The following is a 17,787-nucleotide window of genomic DNA, read 5'->3' as shown; positions in this document are numbered from 1 at the left end:
AAATTTTGTAATCAAGCTTTGTTTCTTCTTTGTTGATAAAAGATTTGGTTTGTAATTTTATTCTCATAATTTGTTGCATTTAACTTCTCTCTTGATATGATCCAAGAGGGTTAATTATAGGGACGTATTTTATGAGTAAGTTAATTAATTTTGCGGTATTATCTTTATCTTCTTCGCTAGCTTTTGCAGGTCCTTTGACTTTGAAGGGAGAGGTTGATGTTCACATCACTCCTAAAAATCCAAGTGGCGTTGCTCAAAGTTTAACATTTAAACTACCCAAGTATGAATTATCGGCAGAAGCAAAATCTTATTTGCGTGAACAGTTGTCACAATACCCTAAAAATGCAATAAACACAGCCAGTTTCTCTTCAGAATTACCAAGAAAAGTGAAATTGGGAATGCAATTAACACCAGTCCTGGATCAGGGATATCATGGCAGTTGCGTTACTTTCGCTGTGACTGCAGCGATTAATGCTGCTTTAGGTGCAGGTGATTATATTAGTCAATTGTGTAACCTGGAATTAGGAAGTTATTTAGCCATTCATGACAAAGCGCAAGCCAGTGGTTGGAATGGTTCTTTTGGGTACTGGGTACTTCAACAGATTTCTGAATACGGCATCATTAGCCAGAATTACCAAAAATTAAATGGTTGTGCTGGTGTTCGAGAATATCCTCTGGAAGATGAAAATAATGAAGGCAAGCCCATGTCTGATTCTGATTTCCTGGCTCATAGTGTTCCTGTTTCAAATTTAATTAGTTGGGAAGCTTTATTAAAGGATGAAGAATCCTTCTCAGTCAAAGCAGATATGAATCAAATCGTATATCAGATCAAAGAGGAGTTAGCAAAAGGTAATCGCTTGACTATTGGTATGTTGTTGGATGTATACGTTGGTGATGCTGGAGCTGTAGGTACCAACCGTGCTTACAATGATACCTGGATGTTAACACCTGAGATTGTATTGGATGCAATGAATGGAATGATTTATGCTGGCCATGAATTAGTGATTACTGGATATGATGATGATCTTGAAGTGATGGATGAAGAGGGTCATATTAACAGAGGTGTTTTCACCTTACGTAACTCCTGGTCTAAATTAGCTGGAGATCAAGGGGATTATTATGTTACCTATGATTACGTCAAATTCCTGGCTATGGAAGTCTTGGCAGTTCGTATGAAAGAAAAGGTTGCTTAATTACGAATGTCTGTAAAGAACCTCGGGTCATTGTGCCCGAGGGATAACAGTTTTTTAAATAAAGTCAATTTATCTTATATGTCTTACAACGTGTCACCATTCTGCATTTTGTTCTTGTTGATAGCAGAGATAAATTTTTTGACTTTTCACCTGAAACTTAATAGACAAGTCTCGGAAATTAAGTGGTCACTTTTTATAAAAATATTTATAAAACAACAAAGGCGAGCAATATGTTACATCCTCTAAAAAAATTATTTTTGGCGTGGTCTTTTTCTGTGGTACCGTATATTGCCTTCGCCTCATTCTCTGGCTTGATTGGGGTCGATTATGAACCGAATCATTACGCGGGCAATGTTCCATTAAACAACCACGATGTGTTTATTGTGGGTAATAATGCGGCTGGTACGCCTATTAGCAATGTCTATGTCGAGTTAGTTCAATTGAAAGAAGCCGGATTTAATACCGTTCGCTCCTATCAAACAACAGATTATTCATGGATAGACATTATCAACCAGGCTCACGCTTTAGGAATGAAAGTAATTTATGAGGCAGTTATTCCTCAACAGCCCGCTGACTCACCATACAGCGGCGGATGTCCAATCCCTCCTGCCAATCAAAACTATATCCCCTGCGCACAAGCACTTCTTAATGCCATAATAACTCAAGTGACTGTACCGGTATTTAACGATACTGTTATTCTCGTATTCGCAGGACATGAAAACTATTGTGAAGCAGGTAATACAACTCCACCATGTAACAATCCTGTCACATCCAACGTGGCTTACTTAACTTCTGCTGTCAATTCTCTTCAGGGGACATTAGCTGCAGCAGGCCTTGCTACACCAGTAGGCTCCGCTTTAGTCAGCGGTAATTTGGTTACACCAAGCCCAGCTATCTCTGCAGACATGGTCACATTAATCAACAGCTATTCCCCCGATGCGCCATTAGCTTTTGATCCTTACCCTTTTCAATGGGGAGTCGTAGCCAATCAGGCAGTATGGATTACTCCTTTAGCTCCACCCACTGTGCAATCAACGAATTCATTAGCCTGGGATTATATCAATGTTGTTGGATCGGCAAATCCTCCTGCCTTACCTGTGGCTCCAACACAACCATTTTATACTGCCGGCCGAGTACTTTTGGCAGCAGAAACAGGCTGGGCAACTGCAGGAGCAACCACAGGATACGCCTGTAATTCTCCAGGACCATGTGTTCCATCTGTTGCCAATGCTTCTACGTATTTTCAAGCACTATATCAATCCAATACTGCCAATTTTGTTGCTACTTCAGGATATTCGATTGGAGTTCTGGCATTTGAAGCATATGACGAACCAAACAAAGGGAGTAGTCATGCCGAAGGACATTATGGACTTTTTGACTCCAACTGCAAGCAGAAAGCCGCTGGACTAGTTCCTAAAAACCAAATGGTTTCTGCACTTGGTTGTCAAGGATTTTCGAATGGCTCCTTGTTAACAATAGTAGGATTTGGTCATCCTTATACGCTTGTAATTAAGCAAACAAATCCATCTACTGGTAAACAGATCTCTACAACAACGAAGAGTACGGGTAACCCAGGACCTTTAGCGGATGCACCATGGCCGCAATATTTGGTATTTCCCGGCGCAACAATTACTATCAGGGGCAATCCTTCTTGTACAAAAACGGTGAGTTCAATTGATAGTGCCGGGCATATTACATTTAGTCCGTCTAATCCTACAGGATGTAATTGCCCAAATGATGGCAACAGTAACTGTTATTATTAGACTTTTATCAACGAGAGTGAGTTTCACTGCTATTTCATTAAATTAATTTTCACGGGGACTTACGATGAAACATACTGGATTGCTACTATCTGCCTTAAGTCTGGCCATTTCATCAACTTTTGCTGGTAGCGGTGGAACGGCTTCTTCTACGCCAACCAATCAAACAGGGTTCTTCCTTGGTTTAGGCGGAGCTTATAATATGGCTCGAGTCAATTCAGACACATCTGGAATCCTGAATGCCATTAGTGGTTTTCCACCCACGGGCTTGTTTTGGGGTGCAACAGGATCATACTCTGATACGAAACAAGCTTTTGCACCCGAAGGTCAGGTCGGTTATTTTCAACCATTTAAGGGCAGCAACTGGTTGTGGGGCATCGAATTTTTGTATCAATACTCCCGAATAAAAACGACAACCTATGGTGGTTCCATGGCTCCTGGTACCTACATTAATTTGATAAATCCAAATGAAAATATAACTAATGAAGTGAATATAAGCGCTATCCGATCAAAAATTCATGACGAATTAATGTTGCCAGTGTTTATAGCTCATTCATTGACACGCAGTTTTATATACTTGGGTGTAGGACCTTCCTTGTTTAGAGCACAACATGATATTTATCCAAGTTCTGATGCTCTTTCTGGATTTTATATGGGTGATATTAATGGTTTTTCCAACACGAAGTGGGTATGGGGTGGTGCAGTTCAAGCAGGCATTGCCTATTACATCAATCCTGCTTGGTTCTTGAAGTTAAATTACAGCTATGCGAGAACAGGACATTACAAGGAAAGTCACTTCGCGCCTTTTTCTCCTGAAGTTAATGGAGGACTTAATGCCGGAATTGTATATTTTAATACATCACATCGAATTATCGCGCAGGAAGTTGCAGTTTCAATCAATAAGGTATTTTCATTATGAACAGGACTGGCGAAGCACTAACCTCGAAACACCTCTGCTATGGTAAGTAGTAAAATGGATTTGGGAGCTTAAATCCTTTTTTAGCGTATCCTCCTTGGATATCACTGAGTTGATCACCAATGCTGGCAATTATAGTATATCCTTTTTTTGCTATCATTTCTCTAGCCTTTGATTTAAAAGGGATAATCGAGGGTAAGGAATAATCATTAGGTCTTAGATAGAGTCCTGACCACTTGGTGTACCCTGCCTTAATTAGATTAATACGAGTTGCTTCGCGTTCCGACTCTTGTCTTCCTGTAACGAAAAATATTTTGATACCTTGTTTTAAGGCATTTTTATAAAGCGTTAACATGGGTTTGATCGCAGGAGAATTTGCAGCAAGTATTTCTTTATGAATTAGCTCTTTGCTACCAATAAAATCCCGTTTTACCATTTTATCGTAGTTCGATAAACTGGTTTCATCAATATCAAGTATTAATGCAAGTTTTTGTGGATTAGTATTGTTTTTGTTGATTAAATATTGTTCGTTTATGTATTGTTGAGCTAATCTTATAGACCGTTCTAACTCGTGCTGATATAGCCCTATATCATAATAGTATTTAACTTCTTTTCTAGCTAAACCAAGATTTGGGGGCTCCGAGTAGCTTAGAGAGGACATTACAATGGTAAGGCAAATGGTTAGTAGAACTTTGGGTAATAAATGTAATGACTGTTTCATTATATACTTGGTCTTGTTAGGGGAAGATTGCATTATAAAGGGCTGGCGTTGTTTGTCAATTGCTCACGTTGTCCTTAACTACCGCAAATTCTGTTATGTAATATGCACTAAAATAGTCATGGTGCACTTCCTACGTTATACTAGCGGATTATAATTTACAATTCGCAGTCAAAATGCATTTGAAGCAATTAAAATTAGCTGGTTTTAAATCATTTGTTGATCCATCTATCGTGCATTTCCCCAGTCAATTAGTCGCTGTGGTAGGTCCAAATGGATGTGGTAAATCGAATATTATTGACGCAGTTCGTTGGGTTATGGGAGAAAGCTCTGCTAAAAATCTCCGAGGAGAATCCATGTCTGACGTCATCTTTAATGGATCCTCCAATCGCAAACCTGTGGGACAGGCTTCAGTTGAATTGGTATTTGATAATAGCTTGGGGAGATTGACGGGGCCTTTTGCCAGTTACAGTGAAATTTCTGTAAAGCGAGTAGTAACTCGTGATGGGGAGTCTTTTTATTATTTGAATGGTGGCCGGTGCAGACGAAAAGATATTACTGATATTTTTTTGGGGACAGGGGCAGGTGCCCGAGGTTATTCAATTATTGGGCAAGGTACAATATCACAATTAATAGAAGCCAAACCCGAAGAATTAAGGGCTCATCTGGAAGAAGCTGCCGGGGTTTCAAAATATAAAGAACGTCGCCGAGAGACTTTGCAACGTATTGAGCACACACGAGATAACTTAACTCGCGTCGCTGATATTAGAGAAGAGTTGGATAAACACTTGCAACGCCTTGAACGCCAGGCAAAATCGGCTGAGCGTTATACCCTGTTAAAAGCAGAAGAAAAAATATGCCGTGCTGAGATTCAGGCGCTTAAGTGGCAAGAGTACTCAGAAAAGCAAATAATGAAGCAGCGCGAGTTGCAAGAGTTAGCAATTAGTTATGAACAACAACAGAGTCTTTTGACTAGTTCCAATAAAGATCGCTTTGTTCTAAAAGAACAATTACAAGATGCTATTGATCAATCTCAAATAATTCAGGACTCACTCTATCATTCAGGAACTGAGATAGCTCGGCTTGAAGAAACAATCCAGCAACAGGAGAGAGAAAAAAGGCGTTTGGAGAATAACAAACAACAAATGCAATCCGATTTATGCCTTATAGAAGACCGACTGAAACTGGATGATAATGAATTGTTCAATTGCAAGCTCAAGGCTCAGCAGTTGGAAGAGAGATTACATGATTTAAGAACTGAATTTGGAGAAAAAGAATCTTTATGGCAGGAAAAGCAAAATGAACGATTAAATTGGGAGAAGATTTGGCAAGAGGTGCAAATGACTTCCAATACAATTAAAAATGAATATCAACTCTCACAAACCAATTTGCAACATTCCAAGCAGAAACGACACCAAGCTCTATTAAGGCTGGAAAAATTGAATTTAGAACAATCATCTATTTCTCTTGCCGATTTACATAAAAACATAACCGAATTACAAGAAAAACAAAACCAATTGAAAGAAACACAGCAGTTCGATGAGGAACAGCTTAGACAAACGAATGAAACTCAAGCTACATTACGTAGCCAATTACAAGATACTGAGCAACAGCTGCATGCATTACAGGATGAGTTTCATCGTCTGAATAGTGAGCTTGCAGCACTAAAAGCAGCTCAAAAGGCAGCAAAGCAAGGAGCCAGGTATAATAAAGAAGGGATTAAAGAATGGTCAGATAAGCCAAGATTAATGGATATCTTACATGTGGAACCAAAATGGCAACCTGCTTATGAAATGGTATTGGGAGATAGTCTAAGCGCTTATGTATTAGACAATTTTTCCGAGTTATGGCCTCAGTGGTCCTTGTGTGAAAATCATAGGGAAGACGTAGTAACGATGAGGCTTCTTGACGGTGAAAAACAAGAGCGGCCAAGGCTTGCCGATAAAATCCAAGGATTAGTTCCTTCTGCAGCGAATCATCTTGAGCACATTTATGTCGCGGAGAGTTTAGACGAAGCGATGAGTTGGCTACCTGATTTATTAACTCATGAGTCCATTGTTACAGCCAATGGTGTTTGGTTAGGCAAAGGGTGGGTAAAATTATCCCGCCCAACAGAACAAGATGAGATCGGAGTTCTTGCCAGACAACAAAGGATTGTCGAGCTGAATTTAAGTGTCAGTGATTTGCAACATAAAATAGAATCCATTCGTTTACTTAGAGACGAGTATCAGGTTCAGTTACAGGACAATTTGGATTTGATAAAGTTACACCAGTTGAATTTAAATGCCAGTAATGAGGCACTACGAAACAACACTATTGCAATAAACAGTCAAGAACAAGCTATTTTTCACGCTGAAAAACAGATGGATTCAATAACAAGCGAGAAAGTAGAGTTGGAATCGTTGCTGGAAGAACTGAATGTGGAGCAGTTAAATATTACTGAAAAATTAAGTGAATTAGAAAGTCAGTATCAATCATCTGAGTTGCAATACCAACAATTTATGAATGAGAAAGAGGCATGGAATAATGCCTTGAATGAACAAAGTAAACAGCTGGAGAGTATTCGTGCTTTATTGCATCATGCGGAATTGGAGCATGATAGAGAGGTCACGAAGATACAACAAACATTAGATAGAATTAGTAGAGAAAGAGAGCGTTTACAACTCGTGCAAACTCGTTTGGAAGAATTAACCCATCTTTATACTCAATCAGTGGCACCAGAAACCGAACTTAAAAATCAGTTGGCAGCATTACTGATAAAACATAGTGAAGTGGAATCGACGTTAACTATGAGTCGAGAGAAAGTATCACAGCTCAACTTACAACTTGAAGATCAAGAGAAATTAATTTTAAACTACAATCAGGAAGTAAAGCGCGTCCAGGAAGTCATCAGTCAAATCCAAATGGAAGAAAATGCTCTTTCAGTTCGCGCCAGTTCAATACAAGAGTCTCTGGATGAAGAAAATTTGCAAGTACAGGTTTTATTAGATCATATACCCTCCGGGGTTACCCAAAGTATGAAAGAAGATGAATTGATTGCGATTTCGGAGAAAATCAAAAGGTTGGGTGCTATAAACCTGGCAGCGATAGAAGAATTTGCTGCTGAGCAACAGCGCAAAATTTATTTGGATGAGCAATATAATGATTTGTGCCAAGCGTTATCCACTTTGGAAAAGGCAATTGAAAAGATGGATAATGAAACAAGAGCACGTCTTGAAAATACGTTTGATGAGGTGAATACTTCTTTTAAGGCTCTTTTTCCGCGATTATTTGGTGGCGGGAGAGCACAACTTGAATTGACTTGTGATAATCTGTTGGAAGCAGGTATCTTGGTAATGGCCCAGCCACCTGGAAAACGTAATAGTTCCATTCATTTATTGTCCGGTGGTGAGAAAGCTATGACTGCGGTGGCATTGGTGTTTGCGATTTTTCAGTTAAATCCTTCACCATTTTGTATGTTAGATGAAGTGGATGCACCTTTAGATGACTTAAACATAAGTCGGTTTTGCGATTTAGTGAAAGAGATGTCACAATTCATACAATTTCTGTTTATTACCCATAATAAGGTAACTATGGAATTGGCTGATCATTTAATTGGGGTGACCATGCGTGAACCAGGAGTGTCTCGTTTGGTTGCGGTTGATGTGAAACAAGCTTTGACTATGGAGTAATGTATGCAGGCAAATTGGAGTTTAATTCTTAATGTCCTGTTGTTAATCGGTGTTCTGGTCGCAATTGGCCGTTTAATGAAAGCGAGAAAACAGAGCTTAAATCAAGAGCACTATCAATCTTCTGTTGGTCAAGCAGAAAATAGACCCTATGATCCACAATTGTACAATGATGATATTATCGCTGTGCGTAAGGTTAATAGAGAGGTTTCTTTGGATTTTGAAAATACTGAAGAGCCTGAGGTACGGCAATCAATTAAAAAATCTGCTGTAAAAACTTCACAACCTCAATTGATGCCACATGAGGAAGAATTGGAGTTAACAGATAAAAAAGAATCAAGTGGAGGAAACTCTTCTACTGTAATGTTGTTTTTGTTGGCCAAGGAAAATCGTCAATTTGCTGGTTATGAATTGCTTCAAACTGTTTTGGCAGCCGGGTTAAGATTTGGAGAGAAACATTTGTTTCATAGACATCAATTTGCTAACGGCCAAGGCCCAGTACTTTGTAGCTTGGCAGCGGCTACTGCAACAGGTGTATTTGATTTGCAGAATATAGGCGCTTTTAGCGTAAGAGGATTGTGCTTATTCATGCAAGTATCAAATCACCCGAATATTGATGCAGAGCGTTTTTCCATTATGTTAGATACAGCCAGGCAATTAAGTGAGGGAATGGATGCATATCTGTTAGATGATGAGAGGAAGCCTTTAACTGAAGAGCGTATTGCTCGGTATCATCGATTATTGAAAATTGAGCACTTGATTGATGATTGTACAACAGTGTCATGAGCATTCAAAAATACTGGTTAAGATAGTGGTAATCCTCTTTCGTCAGGATAAGTTCTAGTGAGATCAACTGCCGTGTTGCTGAAAGATGCTAGTTGGCGTTACTTGTGTTGCATGTAAGATTATAAACTTAAAATTCTTGACTTTTAGCTATATTTCTTATCTATCTCTTATCAAACCATCTTGAACTATGAGTGTGAGTGTTAGTACACTACCCTTTTAGACATCTCAGAATATTATGAACCTAATTACAATAGCTTCGCTTCTCTCTCAGTCTTGTCAGATTAATGCTGATATTACTGGTGTTAGTATTGATACCCGTACTTTAAAGCCAGGGAACTTATTTTTCGCAATTGTGGGAGAACGTTTTGATGGTCATGATTTTATTAAGGAGGCGGAGGCGAAAGGTGCATTAGGAGTGGTAACCAATCGCTCCGTTGAAGGCGTCCATATTCCTCAATTTATTGTTGCCAGTCCTTTAATGGCTTTAGCTAAGATTGCAGCGGTACATCGACAAGAAATGACTTGTCCTATCATCGCTTTGACGGGATCAAATGGAAAGACAACCGTTAAGGAAATGATTGCGAGCATTTTACCTCAACCATCATACGCCACAAAAGGAAATTTAAATAATCATATAGGTGTACCCTTAAGCGTATTAGGTTTGAATAGTCGGCACCGTTATGCTGTTTTTGAACTTGGAGCAAACCATCCTGGAGAAATAGCTCATACTGTCGGGATAGTACAGCCTGATGTTACTTTAATTAATAATATTGCTCCAGCCCATGTAGAAGGATTTGGATCAATAGATGGGGTTGCCCGTGCTAAAGGTGAGATTCACCAGGGTTTATCCCAAACAGGGATTGCCATAGTTAATGACGATGATGCTTATGCTCATTTTTGGGATCAGTTAATAGGCGATAAGAAAGTATTACGTTTTTCATTTCTTCATTCTGCCGATGTTTACGCTCAGGATATACGTTTGGATACGCATGGACGAGCTCATTTTTCATTAGTGTTACCTAATAGCAGAGCAGAAATTGAGTTACAAGTACCAGGTTTGCATAATGTGCGAAATGCCTTGGCTGCTGCAGCTTGTTGTTATGCAGTAGGAATATCAATCAAGGATATTCAAAGAGGTTTGGCTCATTTCTGTGGAGTAAAAGGTCGTCTAACCATCATGCAAGGTCAGAACCAATCGACTGTAATTGATGATACTTATAATGCTAATTTACGATCAGTCTTGACTGCGTTGGAAGTATTGGCTGAACGTCCAGGGAAAAAAATCTTCGTATTTGGGGATATGGGAGAGTTAGGGGATTGGACAACACAACATCATCAGGAGGTTGGCTTGGCTGCTCGCCAGTTTGGAATAGACAAATTAATGAGCTGCGGTTCACATAGCGAATTGGCATCACAAGCGTTTGGTGAGGGAGGACAGCATTTTTTCAATCAGGAAGAATTGGTTCAAGTGGTGAAGAATGATTTGACACCTGATACCACAGTGCTAGTTAAGGGGTCTCGCTCCAGTGCTATGGAAAATATTGTGCGTAAGCTGGTTGGAGCAGAGGGCTAACCTCTTCATTGAGTCAGTGTGAATGTGGTATGCTTGGTCACTTTTTTACCCCATTAAAAGATTTATGCCCAATAAATGAAATTGATCATAATTTCTAAAAAACAAGAGGAATAATTATGCTCTATTGGTTAACGCAGTTATTGCAAGGACAATATCATGCGTTTAGAGTTTTTCAATATTTGACGTTCAGGTCTATTTTAGCTTCATTAACTGCACTGATAGTAGGTCTATTATGTGGACCATTAATGATCCGTTGGCTAAGAGGGCTGCAAATAGGTCAAATGGTTAGAAATGATGGCCCACAAACGCACTTATCAAAAGCAGGGACCCCTACTATGGGTGGGGTTTTGATTTTATTGGCTATTACAGTAAGTTGCTTGCTTTGGTGCGATTTAAGGCAAACCAGTTTATGGCTGGTACTCTTGGTTACCTTAGCCAACGGTCTGGTGGGTTGGGTAGATGATTACCGTAAGTTGGTATTAAAAAATAGTAAAGGTTTGCCTGGTCGCTGGAAATATTTTTGGCAATCGGTGATTGCCATAATTGCTGTGTCTTATCTGTATTGGAATGCTAGTTTACCGGTACATACCCAACTAACAGTTCCTTTTTTTAAAACAGTTACTTGGGATTTAGGTGTTTTTTTCCCTGTACTTGCTTATTTTGTTATTGTTGGAAGCAGTAATGCCGTTAATTTGACTGACGGATTGGATGGCTTGGCCATTATGCCAATAGTGATGGTTGCCGGTGCATTAGGGGTGTTTGCCTATGCATCGAGTAACGCTGTATATTCTAATTATTTAGGCATACCTTACGTGCCTAATACTGATGAGTTGACCATTTTTTGTTCTTCTATTGTTGGTGCAGGGCTTGGTTTTCTTTGGTACAACAGCTACCCCGCTCAAGTTTTTATGGGCGATGTTGGCTCTTTAGCGTTGGGGGCTGCTTTGGGGATAGTTGCTGTAGTAGTCAGGCAAGAACTTGTCCTGCTCATTATGGGAGGATTGTTTGTAATTGAAACACTTTCTGTCATATTACAGGTAGGTTATTTTAAATACTCACATGGAAAAAGGTTGTTTAGGATGGCCCCATTACATCATCACTTTGAATTAAAAGGGTGGTCAGAACCTAAAGTTATCGTCAGATTTTGGATTATTACGGTTGTATTTGTGTTATGCGGATTGGCCACTTTAAAACTACGATAGGCAAGGTGCATTCATGAATCATTCCTTATATTTAGTCGCAGGCTTAGGTAAGACGGGACTCTCTATAGCAAGGTACTTGAGGAGAAACAATAAATCATTTGTTGTTTTCGATACACGTAAAGAGGCTCCTGGATTAGCAGAGTTCCAAAATGAATTTCCAAATATACCGGTTTATTTGCAACAGGTCCCAGATGAAATAATTAGCCAACTAACCGATGTCATCACCAGCCCTGGCCTGGCGCTTGAGACGCCTGTTTTAGAGCAGGCACGCCAAGCTGGAGCAAACGTTTATGGAGACATAGAATGTCTGGCCAGAGAGATTAGCGCCCCAGTGATCGCTATAACTGGAACTAATGGCAAATCTACGGTGACAACTTTGGTCGGTGAAATGGCTAAAACAGCCGGATTTCGAGTAGCTGTTGCTGGGAACATTGGTACTCCTGTTTTGGATATGTTGAATGATGGGCATCAATATGATTTGTGGGTGTTGGAGTTATCAAGTTTTCAATTGGATTTAACTTATTCTTTGTCGCCAGTGATTGCAACGGTTCTTAATGTAACACCTGACCATTTAGACAGGCATCATACTTTGGAAGCTTATGTTCACGCAAAACAAAGAGTTTATCGTGGTGCCAAAGTCGCTTTGTTTAATCGCGAGGATAATTACACTATCCCCGACCAGCAATATCAATCTGATGTGCAGTGTATTTCATTTGGTAGAGATGCTCCTTCAGTTGGAAACTGGGGATTGATCCAGCAAGAGAATAAAACTTATATGGCCAGAGGAAGTGATTGTCTTTTGCCCGTTGAATCCATTTTGATTAAGGGAGTGCACAATTGGATGAATGCTCTTGCTGCTTGTGCTTTAGCTGAACAAGCAGGGATTCCTTTGCAATATATTCTTAGTGTTTTAAAAAGCTTTCCCGGGTTACCTCATCGATGCCAATGGGTAAGAGAGTTGGATGGGGTGAGCTGGATTAATGATTCGAAAGGAACAAATATTGGTGCTACAATCTCTGCTATTAATGGAATAGGAGGTTCTATGCAAGGGAAAATTGTTCTTATTGCGGGTGGACAGGGAAAAGGTGCTGATTTTCAAGAATTGACTCAACCAGTTGCTGAATTTGTTCGTTCCATTGTTTTGATTGGCGAAGATGCTGATAAAATGGAATCGGCTTTGGCCAAGGTAGTTCCTGTCGTGCGCGCTTCCTCTCTGGAAGGTGCTGTAGCGATTGCCAAAACGTGTGCAAAACCTGGTGATGTTGTATTGCTTTCTCCTGCTTGTGCCAGTTTGGATATGTTCCGTGATTTTAATCATAGGGGCGATGTGTTTACATCTTCAGTTGGCGGATTGTAAACAAGATGCGGCCAAGACATTTAAACCAAAGAGGGAAGCCGGTCAGTAAACCCATATCACTTTATGATAAATGGCTAATAGGAGCTGTTTTTGGTTTGCTTATAATTGGCTTGATGATGGTGGCATCAAGCTCAGTCATGATTTCTACGAAATACTTTCATCAGCCTTTTCATTTTTTGATTCGCCAAGCATGTTTTTTGTTTGTTGGTTTATTGTTGGCATTGGTTGTAGTAAGGACTGACAGTAGTTTCTGGGAAAAAATAAGTATGCCCATGATGATTGCTTGTGTGTTGTTATTACTTGTGGTGTTAATTCCCGGAATAGGAAAATCAGTCAATGGTAGTCGGCGCTGGTTAGCCTTAGGTCCAATTGGTATACAAGTATCAGAATTAACTAAGCTGGCGATGATATTCTATCTGTCTGGCTATTTGGTGCGCCAACAAAAAGCAGTCTGTGAGAGTATTTTTGGATTCATTAAACCCATGACAATTCTGGCTGTTGTCTCAGTCTTATTACTTCTTGAACCAGATTTTGGAGCGACAGTAGTTATTTCGGGTACAGTAATGGCTATGTTATTTTTAGCCGGGGTTAAATTAAGATACTATTTTGGTTTAATGTTGGTGGTAGTGACTGCACTGGCTTTATTAGCCGTATCCTCTCCTTATCGAGTTGCGCGGCTAACAGCATTTTTGGATCCATGGGCTGATCAATACAATAGTGGTTACCAGCTCACTCAGTCGTTAATTGCTTTTGGACGAGGTGGATGGTTTGGTACTGGTTTGGGTGAAAGTATACAAAAATTACTCTACCTACCCGAGGCGCATACCGATTTTCTATTTGCTGTGATTGCTGAAGAATTAGGTTTGTTTGGAATTTTAGTAGTAATGACATTGTATAGTATACTGGTCATTAGAGGATTAAGCATAGGGTATACTGCCTATACCCAAGAAAGGTATTTTGCATCATATACAGCATATGGTTTGACTTTTTGGTTGACTTTGCAGGCTTCTATTAATATGGGTGTTAATGCGGGGTTGTTGCCCACTAAGGGATTAACTTTACCTTTATTAAGCTATGGTGGAGCCAGTATGGTAATTAATTGTATCGTTATTGCACTGTTATTACGCATAGATCATGAAAATCGTTGGCAGTCTCTTGGATTGCGACCGCTGACAGCTTAAGGGGGAATTTTGAATAATTCAGAACACTTTTTATCTCCACGAATGGGACGTGTAGAACAAATTCATTTTGTTGGTATTGGTGGTGCCGGAATGTGTGGCATTGCTGAGGTATTGCATAATCAAGGCTACCGGATCACCGGTTCTGATATAGGCGAAAGCAGCACTGTGCAGCGTCTAAGGTCATTAGGCATTCAAGTATATATCGGTCATAGGGTGGAAAACATTAAGGGGGCTGACGTTGTAGTGAGGTCTTCTGCAGTTGATCTCAATAACCCTGAAATTTTGGCGGCACAAGAATTAATGGTTCCCGTTATTCCCAGAGCTGCCATGCTTGCTGAGTTAATGCGATTTAGACATGGCATTGCTATTGCCGGGACTCATGGGAAAACTACAACAACAAGCTTGGTAAGTAGCTTGCTTGCAGAAGGTGGCTTGGATCCCAGTTTTGTTATTGGTGGAAAATTGAATAGTTGTGGTGCTAATGCTCAACTTGGAAAATCCGCTTATTTTGTTGTAGAGGCCGATGAGAGTGACGCTTCATTTTTGTTTTTAAAACCTATGATGGCAGTTGTTACTAATATCGATGCTGATCATATGGATACTTATGAAGGTGACTTTGCAAAGTTAAGAACAACGTTTCTGGAGTTTTTACATCATTTGCCTTTTTATGGATTGGCTGTGGTTTGTTTGGAAGATGAAGAAATTTGTCGTATCCTGCCGGCTATTCAAAGACCAACCCTGACTTATGGTTTTAAGCAAGAAGCCCATTATCGAGCCATCAACTGGACTCAAAAAGGCATGCTAAGCGAGTTTGTAGTCGTCAGACCCGCTCCTCATAAACAATTAACTATCCAATTCCAATATCCTGGCCGTCACAATGTATTGAATGCCTTAGCTTCAATAGCCATAGCCACTGAATTAGGCGTTGATGATGAGTCCATAGTTCGAGGCTTGAAAAAATTTCAGGGGGTGGGACGTCGCTTCCAAATGCTTGGTGAAAAGCGGTTTGAAAAAGGTGCAGCAATCATTGTCGATGATTATGGACATCATCCACAGGAAATCTTATCCACGATCGATGCTTTTAGACGAGTCTGGCCTGATAAGCGCCTGGTTCATGTATTTCAGCCACATCGTTATACCAGGACACAATCTTTGCATAGGCAATTTGTAGATGTTTTAAGTTTATCAGATGAGTTGTTATTGATGGATATCTACGCGGCCGGAGAAGTAGCTATTCCAGGAGTTACCAGTGAAAGCCTGGCAAATGAAATACGGTCCAAAGACAAACGAGTGACCATGGTGAATGAACAATCTTTGAAAGCGACATTAGATGAATTTATTAAAGATGGTGATGTTATTTTAATGCAAGGAGCTGGAAGTATCGGCCAAATGGCAGTGAATCTGATGAAAAGCACGTGAGAATGACTATGAGCATAATGGGAATAGATGATGGCCTTGCAACAGAGTGTCAGGGTACTTTGCTCTTCAATGAACCTTTGGCTGATTATACAACCTGGCGTGTTGGAGGCCCTGCGGCTAAGCTTTATAAGCCGGCGAGTACAGCTGATTTAGCTTTGTTTCTTAGCCAGCTCCCTCCAAATGAACCGTTATTATGGTTGGGTTTAGGATCTAATTCTCTAATTCGTGATGGTGGTTTTTCGGGCACTGTCATTCTCACTCAAGGTTGTTTAAAAGAAATGGTCTTATTGAGCGAACGATGTATTCGGGTTGAGGCAGGAGTATCTTGTGCGAGCATGGCTCGTTTTTCTGCTCGCAATAATCTATCAGGAGGCGAATTTTGGGCAGGTATTCCTGGTACTATGGGTGGCGCTTTGCGAATGAATGCCGGGTGTCATGGGGGAGAAACATGGCAATCTGTAATTGAGGTACAAACGATAAATCGGCATGGTGAAATCAGAGGCCGTAAACCGGAAGAATTCGAAGTAGCCTATCGGCATGTTGCCGGTTTAGGAGAGGAATGGTTTGTTTCTGCGTTGTTTCAGTTGGAGCAAGGCGATAAAGACAAATCGCTGCAATTAATTAAAGATTTATTGGCTCATAGAGCAAAAACCCAACCGACTAATGAGTATAACTGTGGCTCTGTATTTAGAAATCCCCCTGGGGATTTTGCAGCGCGGCTTATTGAATCTTGCGGCCTCAAAGGGTTCAGGATAGGAGGGGCGGTTGTTTCGGAGAAACATGCTAATTTTATTATCAATCATCAGGGTACAGCGACAGCAGCCGATATTGAAGCCTTGATTCATTTAGTGCAAACTAAAGTTCGAGAGCAAACATCTATAGACTTGATGCGCGAAGTACATATCATTGGAGACTTCTAATGTCCAAATCCGTTAATCTGGTTTTACTTTATGGTGGAAAATCCGGCGAGCATGAGGTGTCATTAGTTTCAGCAGCATCGGTTTTAAGACATTTGAATTCCGAAAAGTATACCATTATCCCAATTGCAATGGATAAAGGTGGTCGATTTCATCTTCATGCCTATAAAGACTTACTTGCCTATCAGGACAAATTACCAGTAGTCACTGAAAAATCAACACCCTTGGAAAGTTTATTAATTAACGGAAGCCTGGCAGTTGACGCTGAAATTGTTTTTCCAGTGGTTCATGGTCCTTTGTATGAAGACGGTTGTTTGCAAGGCTTACTCGAGCTGGCTGGTGTCGCTTATGTAGGGTGCGATGTGTTGTCCTCTGCCATAGGGATGGATAAAGATATGGCAAGACGATTAGCGTGCATCAATGGACTTAAATCGGCGAAATATAAATTATTATCATGGCATGCCACTGCGTCTGAGAGACAACAATTTTGCCAAGAGGTTTCTTCAGAATTAGGTTGGCCTTTATTTGTTAAACCTTGCTCATTAGGTTCCAGCGTGGGCATCCACAAAGCAAATAATATGGATGAACTGGTTTCTGCAGTGGCTGATGCATTACGTTATGATGAAGAAATTCTGGTCGAAGAATTTATTGCAGGAAGAGAAATAGAGCTTGCTGTTTTAGAGAATAGCATACCTTGTGGGAAGCCAAGAGTTAGTGTTGTAGGTGAAATTAAAGTAAATCATCCTGATGGTTATTATTCTTATACTGCTAAATATTTGGAAAGCAGCCAAACCGATTTGATTATTCCAGCTCAATTAAATAATAAGCTTGAAGAGAAATTAAAACAGGCTTCGGCGGATATTTTTAGGTATTTAAAATGCAAGGGCATGGCTAGAGTAGATTTTTTTGTGAATGATAAAACAGAAGAAATTTACTTTAATGAAATAAATACTTTACCTGGATTTACCTCCATAAGTATGTACCCTAAATTATGGCAGGCAACGGGTATGGCGTATCCTGATTTGCTTGATGAATTGATTCGTTTAGCAATGATTCATCAGAACTGCCGTCAGCATTTGGTGACTAATTACTTGTGA

The 17,787-nt window shown here is 40.0% G+C and carries 12 protein-coding genes and 1 pseudogene; 12 read left to right on the top strand and 1 reads right to left on the bottom strand.

Annotated features, from left to right (window positions below):
- Positions 1 to 131 precede the first annotated feature (131 nt).
- The 3 genes from ACZ5EK_RS13840 (at position 132) to ACZ5EK_RS13830 (ending at position 3,872) form a co-directional block, all read left to right on the top strand.
- Positions 132 to 1,193: a C1 family peptidase gene (locus ACZ5EK_RS13840; protein WP_464430268.1), complete on the top strand. Its 1,062-nt coding sequence runs from the start codon at positions 132 to 134 to the stop codon at positions 1,191 to 1,193.
- Positions 1,194 to 1,423: 230 nt separating this feature from the next.
- Entirely contained in the window at positions 1,424 to 2,956 is a 1,533-nt protein-coding gene (locus ACZ5EK_RS13835) for a glycosyl hydrolase family 17 protein (RefSeq protein ID WP_464430266.1), read from the top strand.
- A 64-nt stretch (positions 2,957 to 3,020) separates the two neighbouring features.
- A complete protein-coding gene (locus tag ACZ5EK_RS13830; RefSeq protein WP_464430264.1) occupies positions 3,021 to 3,872 on the top strand; it encodes an outer membrane protein in 852 nt (283 codons plus the stop codon).
- A gap of 37 nt (positions 3,873 to 3,909) precedes the next feature.
- Here ACZ5EK_RS13830 and ACZ5EK_RS13825 read toward each other — a convergent pair whose 3' ends face one another.
- The gene (locus ACZ5EK_RS13825) at positions 3,910 to 4,590 is read right to left on the bottom strand and encodes an HAD family acid phosphatase (protein WP_464430262.1); all 681 of its coding nucleotides are present in this window, start codon (positions 4,588 to 4,590) and stop codon (positions 3,910 to 3,912) included.
- A 173-nt stretch (positions 4,591 to 4,763) separates the two neighbouring features.
- Between ACZ5EK_RS13825 and smc the strand changes: the two genes are divergently transcribed.
- From smc to ACZ5EK_RS13780, 9 genes and pseudogenes are all read left to right on the top strand, one after another.
- On the top strand, positions 4,764 to 8,258 hold the full coding sequence (gene smc / locus ACZ5EK_RS13820) for a chromosome segregation protein SMC (RefSeq protein ID WP_464430260.1): 3,495 nt from the start codon (positions 4,764 to 4,766) through the stop codon (positions 8,256 to 8,258).
- Positions 8,259 to 8,261: 3 nt separating this feature from the next.
- On the top strand, positions 8,262 to 9,041 hold the full coding sequence (locus tag ACZ5EK_RS13815) for a cell division protein ZipA C-terminal FtsZ-binding domain-containing protein (RefSeq protein WP_464430258.1): 780 nt from the start codon (positions 8,262 to 8,264) through the stop codon (positions 9,039 to 9,041).
- Positions 9,042 to 9,276: 235 nt separating this feature from the next.
- Positions 9,277 to 10,614 carry a UDP-N-acetylmuramoyl-tripeptide--D-alanyl-D-alanine ligase gene (locus tag ACZ5EK_RS13810; RefSeq protein ID WP_464430256.1) on the top strand — a complete coding sequence of 446 codons (1,338 nt, stop codon included), beginning with the start codon at positions 9,277 to 9,279 and terminating at the stop codon, positions 10,612 to 10,614.
- Between the two features lie 116 nt (positions 10,615 to 10,730).
- Positions 10,731 to 11,816: a phospho-N-acetylmuramoyl-pentapeptide-transferase gene (mraY, locus tag ACZ5EK_RS13805; protein ID WP_464430254.1), complete on the top strand. Its 1,086-nt coding sequence runs from the start codon at positions 10,731 to 10,733 to the stop codon at positions 11,814 to 11,816.
- Between the two features lie 13 nt (positions 11,817 to 11,829).
- Complete coding sequence (gene murD, locus ACZ5EK_RS13800) at positions 11,830 to 13,173, top strand: UDP-N-acetylmuramoyl-L-alanine--D-glutamate ligase (protein ID WP_464430251.1); 1,344 nt, start codon at positions 11,830 to 11,832, stop codon at positions 13,171 to 13,173.
- 5 nt (positions 13,174 to 13,178) lie between these two features.
- A complete protein-coding gene (gene ftsW / locus ACZ5EK_RS13795; RefSeq protein WP_464430249.1) occupies positions 13,179 to 14,354 on the top strand; it encodes a putative lipid II flippase FtsW in 1,176 nt (391 codons plus the stop codon).
- Between the two features lie 9 nt (positions 14,355 to 14,363).
- Positions 14,364 to 15,773 (top strand): UDP-N-acetylmuramate--L-alanine ligase, encoded by a 1,410-nt coding sequence (gene murC / locus ACZ5EK_RS13790; RefSeq protein WP_464430247.1) that lies wholly within the window; start codon positions 14,364 to 14,366, stop codon positions 15,771 to 15,773.
- Positions 15,774 to 15,781: 8 nt separating this feature from the next.
- A pseudogene (gene murB / locus ACZ5EK_RS13785) lies at positions 15,782 to 16,709 on the top strand (UDP-N-acetylmuramate dehydrogenase).
- Positions 16,693 to 17,787, top strand: coding sequence for a D-alanine--D-alanine ligase family protein (locus ACZ5EK_RS13780; RefSeq protein WP_464430245.1), 1,095 nt, complete (start codon positions 16,693 to 16,695; stop codon positions 17,785 to 17,787). The pseudogene murB and the gene ACZ5EK_RS13780 overlap by 17 nt, the downstream one beginning before the upstream one ends.

Source organism: Legionella sp. JM-2024 (assembly GCF_055389095.1).
The sequence above is the reverse complement of the archived record's forward strand: the minus strand, read 5'-3'. Positions and strand labels throughout refer to the sequence as shown.

Bases quoted from the DNA above. Each gene is read 5' to 3' on its own strand.
- ACZ5EK_RS13825 (WP_464430262.1), bottom strand. From the start codon at position 4,590: ATGAAACAGTCATTACATTTATTACCCAAAGTTCTACTAACCATTTGC.
- mraY (WP_464430254.1), top strand. From the start codon at position 10,731: ATGCTCTATTGGTTAACGCAGTTATTGCAAGGACAATATCATGCGTTT.
- ACZ5EK_RS13815 (WP_464430258.1), top strand. From the start codon at position 8,262: ATGCAGGCAAATTGGAGTTTAATTCTTAATGTCCTGTTGTTAATCGGT.
- ACZ5EK_RS13830 (WP_464430264.1), top strand. From the start codon at position 3,021: ATGAAACATACTGGATTGCTACTATCTGCCTTAAGTCTGGCCATTTCA.
- smc (WP_464430260.1), top strand. From the start codon at position 4,764: ATGCATTTGAAGCAATTAAAATTAGCTGGTTTTAAATCATTTGTTGAT.
- ACZ5EK_RS13840 (WP_464430268.1), top strand. From the start codon at position 132: ATGAGTAAGTTAATTAATTTTGCGGTATTATCTTTATCTTCTTCGCTA.
- ACZ5EK_RS13780 (WP_464430245.1), top strand. From the start codon at position 16,693: ATGTCCAAATCCGTTAATCTGGTTTTACTTTATGGTGGAAAATCCGGC.
- ftsW (WP_464430249.1), top strand. From the start codon at position 13,179: ATGCGGCCAAGACATTTAAACCAAAGAGGGAAGCCGGTCAGTAAACCC.
- murD (WP_464430251.1), top strand. From the start codon at position 11,830: ATGAATCATTCCTTATATTTAGTCGCAGGCTTAGGTAAGACGGGACTC.
- ACZ5EK_RS13810 (WP_464430256.1), top strand. From the start codon at position 9,277: ATGAACCTAATTACAATAGCTTCGCTTCTCTCTCAGTCTTGTCAGATT.
- ACZ5EK_RS13835 (WP_464430266.1), top strand. From the start codon at position 1,424: ATGTTACATCCTCTAAAAAAATTATTTTTGGCGTGGTCTTTTTCTGTG.